The 14,981-nt window shown below is 62.1% G+C and carries 14 protein-coding genes; 8 read left to right on the top strand and 6 right to left on the bottom strand.

Features of this window, described 5'->3' with window-relative positions; all coding sequences use genetic code 11:
* Nucleotides 1-504 precede the first annotated feature (504 nt).
* From polA to PLL20_18785, 8 genes are all read left to right on the top strand, one after another.
* Nucleotides 505-3,315: a DNA polymerase I gene (gene polA, locus PLL20_18820; protein HPD32049.1), complete on the top strand. Its 2,811-nt coding sequence runs from the start codon at nt 505-507 to the stop codon at nt 3,313-3,315.
* Nucleotides 3,316-3,512: 197 nt separating this feature from the next.
* Complete coding sequence (locus tag PLL20_18815) at nt 3,513-4,421, top strand: hydrogenase small subunit (GenBank protein ID HPD32048.1); 909 nt, start codon at nt 3,513-3,515, stop codon at nt 4,419-4,421.
* Nucleotides 4,418-5,890, top strand: a complete 1,473-nt coding sequence (locus tag PLL20_18810; protein HPD32047.1) for a nickel-dependent hydrogenase large subunit — start codon at nt 4,418-4,420, stop codon at nt 5,888-5,890. Before PLL20_18815 ends, PLL20_18810 begins: the two co-directional genes overlap by 4 nt.
* A 196-nt stretch (nt 5,891-6,086) precedes the next feature.
* The gene (locus PLL20_18805) at nt 6,087-7,091 is read left to right on the top strand and encodes a nucleoside recognition domain-containing protein (protein ID HPD32046.1); all 1,005 of its coding nucleotides are present in this window, start codon (nt 6,087-6,089) and stop codon (nt 7,089-7,091) included.
* Nucleotides 7,088-7,627 (top strand): nucleoside recognition domain-containing protein, encoded by a 540-nt coding sequence (locus PLL20_18800; GenBank protein HPD32045.1) that lies wholly within the window; start codon nt 7,088-7,090, stop codon nt 7,625-7,627. The genes PLL20_18805 and PLL20_18800 overlap by 4 nt, the downstream gene beginning before the upstream one ends.
* Nucleotides 7,628-7,646: 19 nt before the next feature.
* A complete protein-coding gene (dacB, locus tag PLL20_18795; protein HPD32044.1) occupies nt 7,647-9,218 on the top strand; it encodes a D-alanyl-D-alanine carboxypeptidase/D-alanyl-D-alanine-endopeptidase in 1,572 nt (523 codons plus the stop codon).
* Between the two features lie 69 nt (nt 9,219-9,287).
* Nucleotides 9,288-9,545 carry a hypothetical protein gene (locus PLL20_18790; GenBank protein ID HPD32043.1) on the top strand — a complete coding sequence of 86 codons (258 nt, stop codon included), beginning with the start codon at nt 9,288-9,290 and terminating at the stop codon, nt 9,543-9,545.
* Complete coding sequence (locus PLL20_18785; protein HPD32042.1) at nt 9,536-9,925, top strand: type II toxin-antitoxin system VapC family toxin; 390 nt, start codon at nt 9,536-9,538, stop codon at nt 9,923-9,925. The genes PLL20_18790 and PLL20_18785 overlap by 10 nt, the downstream gene beginning before the upstream one ends.
* Before the next feature lie 776 nt (nt 9,926-10,701).
* Here the strand turns inward: PLL20_18785 and PLL20_18780 are convergent.
* The 6 genes from PLL20_18780 to PLL20_18755 form a co-directional block, all read right to left on the bottom strand.
* On the bottom strand, nt 10,702-11,502 hold the full coding sequence (locus tag PLL20_18780) for a TatD family hydrolase (GenBank protein ID HPD32041.1): 801 nt from the start codon (nt 11,500-11,502) through the stop codon (nt 10,702-10,704).
* Between the two features lie 4 nt (nt 11,503-11,506).
* Nucleotides 11,507-11,875, bottom strand: a complete 369-nt coding sequence (locus tag PLL20_18775; protein HPD32040.1) for a YraN family protein — start codon at nt 11,873-11,875, stop codon at nt 11,507-11,509.
* Nucleotides 11,876-11,977: 102 nt separating this feature from the next.
* A complete protein-coding gene (gene rplS / locus PLL20_18770; GenBank protein ID HPD32039.1) occupies nt 11,978-12,364 on the bottom strand; it encodes a 50S ribosomal protein L19 in 387 nt (128 codons plus the stop codon).
* 19 nt (nt 12,365-12,383) lie between these two features.
* A complete protein-coding gene (trmD, locus tag PLL20_18765; GenBank protein HPD32038.1) occupies nt 12,384-13,094 on the bottom strand; it encodes a tRNA (guanosine(37)-N1)-methyltransferase TrmD in 711 nt (236 codons plus the stop codon).
* 9 nt (nt 13,095-13,103) lie between these two features.
* Nucleotides 13,104-13,364, bottom strand: a complete 261-nt coding sequence (rpsP, locus tag PLL20_18760; GenBank protein HPD32037.1) for a 30S ribosomal protein S16 — start codon at nt 13,362-13,364, stop codon at nt 13,104-13,106.
* A gap of 485 nt (nt 13,365-13,849) precedes the next feature.
* A complete protein-coding gene (locus PLL20_18755) occupies nt 13,850-14,557 on the bottom strand; it encodes a hypothetical protein (GenBank protein ID HPD32036.1) in 708 nt (235 codons plus the stop codon).
* Between the last annotated feature and the right edge of the window lie 424 nt (nt 14,558-14,981).

Here is a 14,981-nt window from a genome sequence, read left to right as displayed (position 1 = left end):
TTGCGGGTTTAAGCGCGCTTGGCCTGCAACCCGCAAAAAGGCGGTCCGCCTTGGGCATCTGTAAGGATTGCGCTCTGGCTGAATTGCGGATAACTTCGGGCATAGTGGTTATGAGGCCTTGCGCTTTCTAGAGGTTTTTCCTTTTTCAGGAGCTGCAACATGGACGTTGGAGCTGCGCGTGGCCTGCTGCGCTTTTTTGATGAGTTGGAGGATCCCCGGATGGAGCGGCTTGCGGGAGGATCGCCTGACCCGGGTCCTATGCCAGGGGATTGAGATGCGATTGCCCCACCGGCTGCCCCGAGCCGACCGCATCACGTCCTGCACCCGGCTCTTAAGGCCGGCAAAACGCGATAACGCTGAACGGCCGACCTCAAGGGGCGGCAAAGAGGTGTCCGGCCCCGCAGCCCGATCAAACATGCGGAAATCACAGAAGTCGGCTTGACACCCCCGACGCAGCCGTCCTACAGTGCGGCTAGATCGTTCCTTGCACGAAATGAGCAGCACATGGCCAAGCGGTTCTTCCTGATAGACGGTCTCTCGCAGATATTTCGCTGCTACTATGCCCCTTTCCAGAATCTGAGCAGCCCGGCCGGAGAGCCAACCAAGGCCACGTACGTGTTCTCGAACATGCTGCTCCAACTCCTCCGGGAGCAGAAGCCCGACTACCTCGCAATGGTCATGGAAGGCGGAGACGAGAAGGACGTGTTCCGCAAGGAACTCGACCCCCAGTACAAGGCCAACCGGGAACCTCCGCCCGAGGATCTGGCCCCGCAGATTGAACGCATCCTGCAAATCGTGCGATCCCAGGGAATTCCGGTGCTCAGCGTCCCTGGGTTCGAGGCCGACGATCTGTTGGCCACGCTCGCCCATCGGCTTTCAGGGGAGGATCTGGAAGTCATTATTGTGAGTCGTGACAAGGACTTGGATCAGATCGTGAACGAGCGCATTCGCCTCTACGATCCGATGAAGAATGAGTTCCTTGGACCGCGGGAGATCGAGACCCAGAAGGGCTACCGGCCGGAGCAGGCCGTCGAGGTTCAGACTCTGGTTGGTGACAGCACGGACAATATCCGGGGAGTTCGCGGGATCGGTCCCAAGAAGGCCGCTGCCCTCATCGCCAAATACGGCACCGCGAAGGCGGTCATCGAGCACGCCGATGAACTCACTCCGGCAATGAAGAAGAACGTCCTCGAGTTTGCCGACCGCCTTGACACCACCCGGCAATTGGTGACCCTCAGACGCGATGTCCCTCTGAATCTTGATCTGGAGAGTTGCCGGTTCCAGGGCATCAAGCCCGCCGTTTTGAAGCAGGTTTTCGCCGAGCTGGGCTTCCGCCGTCTCACCGACCTGATGGCCGCCGAGGCGGGTCCGCCCCAGACACCCCAATCCCCTGCCCCCCGTGCCGCCACCCGGCCCGACTCAGCAGCACAAGCACAACTGAGCCTGTTCGGCGACGAAGACTCCGGAACGATCCCACCCCCTCCGCAGCTCAAGCCAAGCCTGCCCCAGGAACGACCGAGCGGCCGCGACTACCGCTTGATCGATGACCAGAACCAGTTCCGCGATTTCCTTACTCGATTGCGAGAACAGCCCGTCTTCGCCGTCGACACCGAGACGACGAGCCTCAGCCCGGTTGATGCCCAACTCGCGGGTCTCAGTTTTTCATGGCAGGCCAACACCGGCTACTACCTGCCTCTCCGAGGCGTCGGGCGATGTCTGCCCGTCGAGCCCACGCTCGAGGCCCTCCGGCCGATCTTGGCGGACCCGAACGTGAGGAAAATCGGCCAGAACATCAAATACGACCTCGTGGTCCTCAAGCACCACGGCGTCGAGGTCGCCGGCGTTGCGTTCGACACCATGATCGCCAGTTTCGTGCTCGACTCGACGCGGCGTTCGCACGGCATGGACGCCCTGGCCCGCGAGCTGCTCGGCTTCGACCCGATTCCCATCAGCGACCTGATCGGCAAAGGCAGCAAACAGATCCGCTTTGACCAGGTGGACACGGCGACTGCCTGCGAGTACTCGGCCGAGGATGCCGACGTCACCTGGCAGCTTTATGAGGTCTTGAGCAAGCAGCTTGCAGGCAGCCCCTCTGAGCCGTTGTTCCGCGACACCGAGATGCCGCTGGTGACGGTACTGGCCGATATGGAGGCCGAAGGAATCCGGCTTGATACGTCCATCCTCGAGCAGATGAGTCGCGACCTGTCGAACCGGCTGGAAGAGCTGAAACGACAGATATTCGAACAGGTCGGCCACCCGTTCAATGTCGACTCGCCCAGGCAACTGGCAACCGTGCTGTTCGACGAGCTGAAGCTGCCAGTGGTGCGAAACACCAAGACCGGTCGCAGCACCGACGCGGAAACGCTCGAAGCGCTTGCCTGGCAACATCCCGTTGCCCAGCTCATCAGAGAGTATCGCGAGCTGGGCAAACTCAAAAACACCTACGTCGATACGCTGCCTGAGATGGTCAGCAGCCGCACCGGCCGCATCCATGCCAGCTTCAACCAGACGGCGGCCGTGACCGGACGTCTCTCATCGAGCGATCCCAATCTGCAGAACATCCCCATTCGCACGGAGATCGGACGGCAGATCCGCAAGGCATTCGTGCCCAGCGACGCCGACCACGTGCTGCTTACCGCCGATTATTCGCAGATCGAGCTTCGGGTCCTCGCTCACTTCTGCGGCGACCAGGCCCTCCGGACTGCGTTCATCGAGGACCGCGACATTCACCAGTTTGTCGCCGCCCAGGTTTTCGGCGTGCCACTCGACCAGGTCACCAGGCAACAGCGAAGCCGGGCCAAGGCGGTCAACTTCGGCATCATCTACGGCCAGGGAGCTTACGGGCTTTCGCGAACCACCGGCATGAGCGTCACCGAGGCTCAGTCGTTCATCAACATGTACTTCATGCGATATCCCGGCATCCGCATGTTCATCGACAAGACGGTCGCCGAGACCCGAAAACGCGGCTATGTCGAGACAATCCTCGGCCGGCGGCGACAGGTGCCCGAGATCAACTCGCGAAACAAGGGCATGCGCTCTCTCGGCGAGCGCGTGGCCGTCAACACCGTCATCCAGGGTTCGGCCGCCGACCTGATCAAACGGGCGATGATCGGCATCCATCAGCGAATCCGTTCCGAACAACGCCCCTCTAGGATGCTCATCCAGGTCCACGACGAACTCGTGTTCGACGTGCCGCGCTCGGCCGTCGAGGCGGAGGCCGAGTTCATCCGCACCGAGATGTGCACCGCCCTGCCGCTCAAGGTGCCGATCAAGGTGGACATCAACTGGGGCGACAACTGGCTGGAAGGCAAGTAGCACCGCAAGCGCATGCCAGGCAAGGTTTCTTGCCGGCCGTGTCACACCATCGGGACGGATGTCCTGCCTGACTGACACCTCGCCGGCTCCACACCCCTCGCCATCCGCGAGCTGCATGAATTGAGCATCGCCTCGAACATGAAATGCTTGTGTCCCAGCCGGCGTTCAGCTACATGTAGAGACTGGGAGGACATCAAATGAGTATCAGCCGGCGCGACTTGTTGAAGGCCTCTGCCGCGGTGCTGGCCGCCCCAGGGCTTGCCGGCAGGGCCGTGGCTCAGCTTCAGCAGGTGCTGGCCGGCAAGTCGCATCCGCCGGTCATCTGGCTGCAAGGCCAGGGTTGCAGCGGTTGCTCCACCTCGCTGCTCAACAGCATTTATTACACGACCGCCGACGACCTGCTGCAGAACGTGATCGATCTGGAGTACCACCCCACCCTGTCGGCGGCGGCGGGCGAACTGACGGTGTCGGCTGCCGAGAAGCGACGCGGTCTGGGCGGCTACATTCTCGTGATTGAAGGGGCCATCCCGACGGGTGCGGCGGGCAGGTTCTGCACCGTATGGGAAGGCAAGACCATGCAGCAGGCCCTGGTCGACTTCGCACCCGGGGCTCGGTTCATCCTTGCCGTCGGAAGCTGCGCTGCGTTCGGCGGTCTGGTCTCAGCCAACACCAACCCGACGGAGGCCAAGAGCGTCCGCGGTATCCTGGGTGACGACGCTCGGATTATCAACATCCCCGGCTGCCCGTCGCACCCCGACTGGATCGTGGGCACCATCGCCCATCTGCTCAAACACAACCAGGCCCCGCCGTTGGATGCCAACCGCCGGCCGATGGTGTACTTCGAGAATCGAATCCACGATTACTGCGAGAGGCGCTGCAAGAACGGCGACGAGTGCATGGCCGGCTCACTGGGCAGCGACGGCTGCCTGATCAATCTCGGTTGCCGGGGCGAGTCGACCTATGCCGACTGCTACCTGCGTAAGTGGAACACCGGCCGGCCGGGGCGCTTTGGTGTGAACTGGTGTATCGGCTCAGGCGGCCCCTGTCTCGGATGCGTCAATCCGGGGTTTCCGGGCATGAGTTCTTTCTTCGACTCCGGTGAATGAAGAGCAGGCTGACGAAGGGCGGACCTATGCCGACGACGGTCAAGATAGACCCCATCACCCGGATCGAAGGTCACATGGCAGTCGAGCTGACCGTCGACACGGTCAATGGCGTCCAGCAGGTGGTCGACGCCCGCAGCAGCGGGACGATGTTCCGCGGGTTCGAGACCCTGCTGATCGGCCGCGACCCGCGCGACGCAACGCCCTACACGCAGCGCATCTGCGGTGTCTGTCCGATCGGGCACGGCATGGCCTCGGCGATGGCCCTGGAAGACGCCTGCGGCATCAAGCCGCCGCACAACGGCCGTATCTTGCGCAACCTCGTCCTGGGCACCGACTTCCTGCACTCGCACATCCTGCACTTCTATCACCTGGCAGCCCTGGACTACATCAACACAACCGGCATCCTGGACAAGCCGCCGTGGAGCCCAGGTTACACCGCTGCTGACATGATCGACGGTGCAACCGCGCGGACCTTGGTCGAACACTACATCACCGCGCTGGCGATGCGCCGCAAAGCTCATCAGATGGGCGCCATCTTCGGCGGACGAATGCCCTGTGCGGCCAGCTTCGTGGTCGGCGGAGCGACCGACGTGGTCACCAACGACAAGATCAGCGCGTTTCGCTCTCTGCTCGCCGAAGTCCGTGTGTTCGTCGAAAGCGCGCTCGTGCCGGACGCCCGGACATTGGGCACTCTGTTCCCCGCTTACTTCCAGATTGGTACCGGCTGCGGAAATCTGCTCGCCTGCGGCGGTTTCGATCTGGATAACAGTGGTTCTGCCAGACTGCTGCCCAGCGGCCGCTACACCAATGGAGAGTTACACTCGTTCGCCGAATCGGACATCACAGAATCAGTCAAACACTCGTGGTACACGCCTGATTGCGGCACTCTCAATCCGGCCTCGGGCAACACGGCGCCGGACGCAGACAAGCCGGGTGCCTATTCGTGGATCAAGTCGCCTCGCTACCAGAATATCGTCCACGAACTCGGCCCGCTCGCCCGGATGTGGATCAGCGGCCGCTATCGTCGCGGCATCTCGGTGATGGATCGGCTGATCGCCCGGACACTTGAGACCAAGCAGGTCGCCGACGCGATGGATGTGTGGCTCAGTCAGTTGATTCCGGGCGAGACTGCCTGTGTCCAGAAGCCCGTGCCCGCCTCTGCCGGCGGCGTCGGCCTGACCGAGGCCCCGCGGGGAGCACTGGGTCACTGGATCCGCATCGAAGACCGCAAGATCGCCCGCTACCAGGTCATTACCCCAACGGCCTGGAACGCCTCACCTCGCGATGACGCCAATCAGCCCGGCCCGATCGAGCAAGCCCTCATCGGCACCCCCATCGCCGATACCTCACGGCCGATCGAAGCCCTGCGCGTGATCCACTCCTTCGACCCGTGCCTGGCCTGTTCAGTGCACCTCGTCCGGCCGAAACAAGGTGCCACACAAGCCGGCCTCAGAGCGGTTGCCCTGTAACTGGTGCTGTCCACGATAGGTTGGCTCCGCACCGACAGACAAGCCACCAGCGGTACCCCGCAGGCAAGCCGATCGTGGCACCCCTGGAACAGGCCGCCACTGCCGCTCGGCAAAAACGGACAAGTCTGATACTCTCTATACCCGACGGCCGGGCCGGCCGCTGCCGAACGCGTTCGCTTTCAGGAGGCCCATACTCATGAGGATACTGGGCGGCATCATTCGTTACCTGCTGAACATCAACACTGTCTGGGGCCTGATGATCCTGGCGGCATTCGGGTTGTGTGTGGCGCAGCACTACCTGCCGACAACCACGGTTATCCCGGCCGATGCGGTCCGACACGGGCTCAACATGCTGACCGTGCGTATCAAGGATTCCGGTGACCGCGCGGCATCGTTCGATTTCCGACTCTGGCTTGGACCCGAAGGTCTTGACCTGCCTGCCGACGCGAAGGCTAAGGACCAGGGCCGGCCGTGGCTTATCTCGGCCAGACAGGTCCAGGGCGGCCATCTGCTCAAGTGGGACAGCGACGATTCCGGCAAGTATGAGGTGGTGGTCAACGACAGGTCCGTCGGGCGCGGCTCGCTGGTGACGCTTCAGTCCATGACCGATGCCGCCTTCGACTATGCCCAGAGAGGTTTCGAGATCTGCCTGGGGTTGGTCGCGGCGATGGTGCTATTCCTCGGCTTGATGAAGGTCGGCGAGGATGCAGGCATCGTGCAGCTTGTCGCACACGTCTTTCACCCGATCATCCGGCTCCTGTTCCCGCAGGTGCCCCGCGACCACCCGGCCAACGGGGCCATCCTGATGAACATGACCACCACCATCCTCGGCCTGGGCAACGCCGCCACGCCGTTCGGCCTCAAGGCAATGGAGCAACTCCAGGAACTCAACCCGCACAAGGGCGTGGCCAGCGACTCGCAGGTCATGCTCCTGGCCTACAACACGGCCGGCTTCGCCCTCCTGCCGACCACGCTCTTGGCCCTGCGCAAGTCCGCCGGGTGCAGCGACCCATTCGAGATCATCGGCACCTGCATGATCGCCGGGGCCACATCGACGATCGTGGCCATCCTGGGAGCCCGGCTGCTCGGGCGGCTCCCCATGTTCTCGCTCAACGCGGCCCTGGCCGAGGCCCAACGCGAGGGGATTGAGCCACAGACCGATGCGGCGGTCGCCAAGAGCGGAAAGGAGCAACCGTCATGATGACCTTCAAGCTCATTCTCAACCAGATCTCGATGTTCACCATCCCGGTGATCTTTCTGCTCATCATCGGTTACGCGATGATCAAGCGGGCAAAAGTCTATGAGTCCTTCGTCACCGGCGGGAAGGAAGGCTTCGACGTCTTCATCCGGATCCTGCCCTACCTCGTGGCTATCTTCGTGGCCATCGGCACGTTCCGTGTCTCCGGCGGCCTCGAGTTTCTGTCCGAGTGTCTTGCTCCGCTCACCCTAAAGATCGGCATGCCGCCCGAGGTGCTGCCCGTGGCCCTGATGCGGCCGCTGTCCGGCTCCGGCTCGCTCGGACTGGCCGCCGAGGTCATTCAGGCCAAGCCGGATTCCTTCGAGTCGCAACTCGCCTCAACGGTCTTTGGCAGCACGGACACGACTTTCTACGTCATCGCGGTATACTTCGGCTCCGTCGGAATCCGCAAGATCCGCCACGCGATGATCGCCGGCCTGCTGGCCGACGCCGCCGGAGTTCTGATGGCAATCTGGATCTGTAGCATGATCTTCAAGTAAATACCGAGAGAGGACAGAAATGAGAACATGCCATCCATACCGGTTTGGGCTGGCCGGCCTCTTGTTGATCCTGACTGGCTGCTCCAGCCCCCGGATCGCCCATGATCCGAAACTGGCCGCTCGGCTCGATCCGGTACTCGATCGATATGCGGACAAGGGTGTGGTCATCCATGCCCGGGTGCTCGAACTGCCCAGTCGGTGCGAGATCTACGCCCGCCGGATCGATAAGCCCTGCACGCCCGCGAGCAACTTCAAGCTGCTGACCAGCGCCGCCGGGCTGGACATGTTCGGGGCCGACTACAAGGTCAAGACATACCTGGCGATGGACGGCGACGACCTCTGGCTGATCGGCACGGGCGACCCCGCTTGCGGCGACCCGCGATTGGCCAAGGCCGCCGGCCGCACACCCGTTTCCATGCTCCAAGACTGGGTCACGGCGATTGAGCAGCGCGGGATCCGCAGGATCAAAGGCGACATCGTATATGACGACTCCGCGTTCGAGGAGTCTCCCAAGGTCCACCCGACTTGGCCCAAGCATTGGCTGCTTCACTGGTATGCCGCTCCGACCGCCGGCCTGAACTTCAACGATAACAGCGTGGATATCACCATTTACCCCACTCAGCCCGGCAAGCCGCCCCGATATGAAGTCATGCCGCCGGCCCAGTGCGTCAAAGTCATCAACGAGTGCATGACCGCTGACAAAAACGCTCCGACCATCGCCAAGCTCAAGGAGGGCAACATCTACAAGATCGGCGGCACCTGCTCGGAAATGACCGAACTCAAGAGCAAGCCGGTCGATGATCCCGGAGCGTTCTTCGCAGACGCCCTGCGTACGCAACTGGCGGCCAGGGGCATCACCGTCGACGGCCGCATCCGAAAGGCCGACAAACCATTGGGCGGCGCGATCCCCCCGCCTTGCGACAAGATCATCGCCGTCCACGAAACGAAAATGTCCGACATCCTGTCTCGGATCAATAAGAACAGCCAAAACCTCTTCGCCGAGTGCTTGTGCAAAATGACCGGCCAGGCATACGAGGCCAAGCATGGGCGGCGCGTGCCCGGCTCCTGGGAAAACGGCGGGCGGGCTCTCCGCGCCTTCCTGAGAAAGAACGGCATCGACGACCGCCGACTTGTACCAATCGACGGCTCAGGCCTCAGCCCGCAGAACCGCCTCACCACCCGGATGCTGACCGACCTTCTGGCAGTGATGTACGCACGACCGGATCGTGAAGACTACATGGCCAGCCTCACCATCTGCGGCGTGGACGGCTCGCTCAAGGACCGCATGACCGACCTCAAAGGCCGCGTCCTGGGCAAGACCGGCTACATCGGCGGCGTGTCCTCAACCAGCGGCTACATCAAAACCAACGCCGGCAAATGGCTGGCATTCTCGTTCGTCTACAACGAGATCCCCGAACGAAGCGACGACGACTCGGACGTCAAGCCGTTCACCAAGCTGCAGGACGAGGCCTGCGACATTTTGGCAAGTTGGCCGAACATAAGCGCAACTCCCACAAGCAATTGCGCTGATCCCGCCGAGACCGCAACCTCAACGGCTCAGCCAGATGTGGTTGTGCCCAACGCCCGATAAAAAGCGGAACGGCCGCCGCCTCAATGATGCCTGCTTGACTGCATACACGCGTATGCGCATAATGTAGGCATGAAACGCAAGAACCGCCAGTACACACTGCGAGATATCCCGCCGGCGCTGGATCGCGCCCTCCGTGAGAGGGCCAGGCAAGAAGGCAAAAGCCTCAACCAGGTTGCCCGCGAGGCCCTGAAGCGAGGAGTCGGTCTTCCCGAGGAAAACCAGCTTGCAGATGATCTCGATTGCCTCGCAGGCACTTGGCAGGACGATCCGGCTTTCGACGAAGCAATCAGGCAACAAGATACGGTAGATCCGGAAACATGGCGCTGAGAATCGCCATCGACGTCAATCGGTATGTGGACTTTGCCCGAGGCATCGATGAGGCGGTTGCGTGCGTACGTCGAGCGGGCCAGATCTACCTGCCGTTTGTTGTCCTGGCCGAGTTGCGGGCCGGCTTCCGCGCCGGCCAGCGAGCCAAGGCCAACGAAGCCGTCCTCTCTCGTTTCCTGCAGTCTGATCGTGTGACGGTGCTCTTGCCCGATGAGCAGACCACCCATGTCTATGCGGAGGTGTTCACGCAACTCCGTGTCGCCGGAACGCCCATACCGACCAACGATCTTTGGATAGCCGCCCTGGTCATCCAGCATGACCTGGTGTTGTTCAGCCGTGATCGCCATTTCGACGTCCTGCCGCAGATCGCGCGGATTTGAAGCCGCAACATAAACCCGCTCAGCAAGGCATAACCCTGGCACACGCAGTCTATTCCACCGTCACAACTGGTGCGCATTTCACATGCATGCTTCTGCCGGGACATTGTGCGCTTGGGTTGCGGCCGCCAAGAGACGCTCCACCTTTGCCATGCGCCCTGCTTCCCGCTCCGTTCCCGCCCGCCTCGCCGGAACACCCTGCGTGTTATGCCCCGCAACCAACGCGGCGGAGATCCCGCGCGCCGACCACACTATACGACGGCCTTCAATTGAATTGATCTCACGGCGCGCCCAGGAGGCAACCGATGATCCCAATAACCCCGGCAGTCTTTTTGTCAACGATATCCAAACTCATGCCAAAAAAGATCTTGCAACCAACCGTCGTCTCCGCCACCATGCCCCTTGCCCCTCGACAAAACCGCCTGCGCCAAACAAACCCAAGTTTCATCCATGCTTTAATCATCCGTCTCAACCCATGCCCGGCCGGCCCATCCGATTGTTCTCCCAAGATCGATCTCCACGCCGACAGTGCCGTACTCCGACCACGACCGCGCCTTGGTGCCTCGACGCCCATCCCGCAACCCCCCCGGCATCAAACCGTCGCCGCACCCATACAGCCATGGGTCCTACCTGCTCTGAAACACTGCACAACAGGACATTCGCGCCATTCATGTTCGCAGACAACATCAACGAGGGGCCGCCGGACCGACGACCGATCAGGTCTCAGATACCCTGAACGCCCTGTCCTCTACATGCGGCTGCTCCACGGCGGCCGCCACCTACGGCTTATGATCCCCGTGCTCAGCCGGCGCGAAGAGCTTCACGGCATTCCCGGTACTGGCGGCAGCGAGAGTCTCAAATGTCTCGCCGCGAAGTTGCGCGGCAAAGCGAACAGTGTAGGCAACGTAGGCCGGCTCATTGGGCCGTCTGTTGCGCACCGGCTCGGGCGAAAGATAGGGGGCATCGGTTTCAAAAAGAATCTGGTCGATCGGTGTTTCGGCACAGGCCGCCTGGGCCTGCCGGGCCTTCTTGAATGTCAGGATTCCGCTGAACGACACCCGCCAGCCGCGCGACCGCAGGTCCGCTGCTTCCTCCGGTCCGCCGCCGAAACAGTGAAACACAACGGGCTTGCCCCGGTAACCGTGCTTTTCGAGCAGCCGCACGACGTCGTCGTGTGCTTCCCTGCAGTGAATGACCAGCGGCAGGCCGGTGTCCCAGGCCAGTTCGAGTTGCCTTTCAAAAACCAACTGCTGCACCTGACGCGGGCTGAAATCATAGTGGTAGTCCAGCCCCATCTCGCCCGCTGCGACCACGCCCGGCCGTCGCCACACGCCTGCCAGGCGATCGAGATCGTCAGCACCGACCTTGCCTGCCTCGTGAGGATGAACCGAAGCGGCGACCCAGACGCCCGGAAAATCGCTTCGCATCGCCGACGCCGTTTCCCATTCGTCCGGGACACAGGCCACGGTGATCATCCGCGTGACCCCCGCGGCCGCGGCATCCGCAACGACCTGCTCGCGGCGGGGGTACAGGTCATCGATGGTTAGGTGGCAATGGGTGTCAAAAAGTTCATAATGCATTAGTTTAGCATTTACACGAGAAGGCGCCCTTGAAGTGTTCGATATCCAGCCCGCCCTTGGCGTTCGCGGTCAGGGCCAGGATGTCGAATCGGTAGGCCCGCCCCTGCGAACGGGTCTGCTGGATGAAACACTTGGCACTGGCAACCAGACGATGACGCTTTGCCGGATTGACGGCGTCTTCCGGGTTGGCTCGTTCGGAATCCGACCGGGTCTTGACCTCCGTGAAAACGATGGTCTTGCCGTCGAGGCTGATCAGGTCGATTTCACCGGCCGGGCATCGATAGTTGCGGCAGACGATCTTGTGGCCTTGCCGGCGCAGGTACCGCTCCGATTCCTTCTCCCCGGCCCGACCCAGTCTCGCCCGATCGTCCATCAGACGCCCCGCCGATTGCGATGCTCGCGGTGCCGAAAAGATGTGCCCCCGCGAAACGCTGCCTTCACGCCCGCCGGGAAGCCAATCGCCACGCCGCTCCCGTCACTGCTGAACGGCCGCATCCACGGCCTGCCGGGCGTCACGCTTGCGATCCCGCAGACGGCGGGCCTTCCCCACGCGATCCCGCAGATAATACAGCTTCGCTCGGCGAATGTGGCCGGAGCGGATGATCTCGACGCCCGCCACCTTCGGCGAATGCAGCGGAAAGATCCGCTCGACGCCTTCGTTGTTCACGATGCGGCGGACCGTGAAGCTCTCGCCCATCCCCCGCCCCCGACGGCCGATGACCACCCCGATAAACGGCTGGATCCGTTCCTTGCCGCCCTCAACGATCCGAACCTGCACCGAAACCGTATCTCCAATCGAGAACTTCGGCAATTGCTTCTTCTTGGCTGCGCTCTCAACTTTCTCAATCAGCGCGTTGATCATGATGTCGCTCCTCGTCGGCCTATCCGCGGCCGTCGTCCTCTTTTGAATTCGCCGGCGCCAGCAGGTCGGGTCTTCGCTCGGCCGTTCGCTTGGCCGCCTGCTCAGCACGCCATTCGGCAATCTTCGCATGATCGCCGGACAGCAACACCTCCGGAACCTGCATTCCTCGAAACTCACGCGGGCGAGTATACTGCGGGTATTCCAGCACCCTGCCCGAAAACGATTCATGTTCCGCCGACGCCTCGTCTCCCAAGGCGCCCGGCAGAAGCCGGACCACCGTGTCCACCACCGCCATCGCCGCAACTTCCCCGCCCGACAATACGTAATCGCCGATCGAAATCTCCCTCGGCTTCAGCCCGATCCGGATCCGCTCGTCAAATCCCTCGTAATGGCCGCAGATCAGAATCAGCCGTTTCTCACGTGCCAGCTCGCGCGCAATCGCCTGATCGAATCGTTCGCCCTGCGGCGTGAGCAGAATCCGAACGGCCGGGGTCGGATCGTCTTTCTCCAGTTTCTCCACCGCGTCAAAAAGCGGACCGCACATCATCACCATTCCCGGACCGCCCCCAAACGGCCGATCATCAACACTGCGATGTCGATCCGTCGTGAAATCTCGGGGGTTCGTGCACCAGATCGAGACGATGCCCGCCGCTCTGGCCCGTGCGATGATGCTGGAGGCGAAGAACGGCTCCATCACGCCGGGAAACAGCGTCAGCACGTCGATGCGCACCGGATCGCCTCACTTCCGGACGCTCACCTGGTAGCCGAGCCGTTTGAGCAGATCACGCGCCGTGTCACTGGGCCGGGCGCCGACCTTCAGCCAGTACTCCACGCGCTCCTGCTTCAGCTTGCAGCGCAGATCCGGGTTCTGGTTGGCCGGCTCGTACACCCCCAACTCCTCAATGACCATCCCATCCCGTGGCGACCGGCTGTCCACCGCCGCCAGGCGATAAGTCGGGCGATGCCGCCGACCAGTCCTCTTCAACCGAAGTCGTACCATAGAACCTCAGCTCCCAATGGATAACAATGACCGATCGGGGTGGCGGGCCGCGTGCTCCCTGCCGCCGGCCCAAGTACCCGGATCGGCCTCATTTGCAGACCTAGCAGTCTACCAGAAATACCGGAGGTGGGCAAACACGCTTCGAGGCGATTCCTCCCCGTCTCACCCTTCTCACCTGTCCATCCCACCCTATGGACCGCCCAACTCAGCCTGAACCCTCCCCCACGAGTCGCTGTCTCCGTAAACGTTGAGCGTATCCCATGCCTGTCCTCGACGCCACGAAACTGTATCTGCCCAACGCATAAGGGTTTAGAACTTTCTGACCGGATATCTGTGCGGTTTGCGCGCATGTTTCTGGATCGCCGTACGCTTGGCTCGCGGCCCGCAAAAAGGCGGTCCGCCTTGGAGACTATCCCAAGACCTGTCTGGGACCGGCTTCCGCCCGGTCGGCTTTCAGGGTTTTGGGATAGGCTCTCACCAGACGATCATCGGCGTCGCCGCAATCCCACCACGCCGCCCAGAACCAGCAGCAGCGCCGCAGCCGGTTCGGGCATCGCATTGACGCGAACATCCCAGGCACCACCCGGATACGCCCACGGCGCACTTGCCCCCGAGTCCCACTGCCATGCCTGGTTTTCATCGCCGTCATCGCCATTCGTCGACCAGTAGATGTCGTATCGCGAATTCCCGCCGCTCATTCCTCTGCAGTCGAAACGCAGCAGGTATCGACCCTTGGCCGGCACCGGTCCCAGCGGGTCAGGCCACGGGTGCGGAGGCACCGGGAACGGCGGGTCCGACAGTACGTTCAGGTCCAGTTCGAGCCAGACGTCCGCATACTGGTCCGAGGTGTTCGTGACGTCGATCTGCTTGCGGCAGGCAGGATCCTGGCCGTACGTCTGATAGACGTCGTTCAACCAGAAGTACAGATCCAACTCACCCCATATCCTCTCGCCGGCATCAAGACCAAACCGCATGCCGACTCGGTCAAAGTACTCCTGGCCGGGCCCGCCGATGGAGTTCGGCATGCTCAGGCTCGGGTTGAACTCTTGAAGACGTCGCGACCCCGTCCTGTTCGCGTTGCCGGTTTGCCTGCCGTCAATGCTGTACAGGCTTACCTCCGTGGCGTCGGCCATCATCGCGACCGCCAGGACCGTCACAAGCCCTGCGAAGGCTACTCTCCCTACTGGCAACATCGCATTTCCTCCTTCTGATTTTGGACATGATGCGCTTCGAGACCGGCCCCCAGGCGCGCATAAAGACAGGAATGAGTGTACGCCCCAGGACCAGGAAGCAGTGCCGCTCCCGTCGTGATTCCGTCGCCCTGATGTTGACGGATCGATCGCGTCACCAAGCATAAATTAGCATTTTGCGCGGATTGCGTCAAGAAAAAAACCTACATGCGAACGGCATCTATCCCTTGCAAGCACCCTCTGGGACAGGGGGCACGTCTTGGACTGGCCCTGCATCTGCCATCCATACAACACCAGCCAGCTAACTCGAATCGTTGCCTCGTTTTAGAACCCTGCGGCCAGATACCTGTGCGGCTTGCGCCCATGTTTCTTGATCGCAGTGCGCCGGGTGCCATGCCCACGGCTTTGCGTGGGCATGCGCCTCCAA

The sequence above is a fragment of the Phycisphaerae bacterium genome, assembly GCA_035384605.1.
Classification (GTDB): Bacteria; Planctomycetota; Phycisphaerae; order UBA1845; family PWPN01; genus JAUCQB01.
Note: the sequence above shows the minus strand (reverse complement) of the source record. Positions and strands in the feature narration are given on the sequence as shown.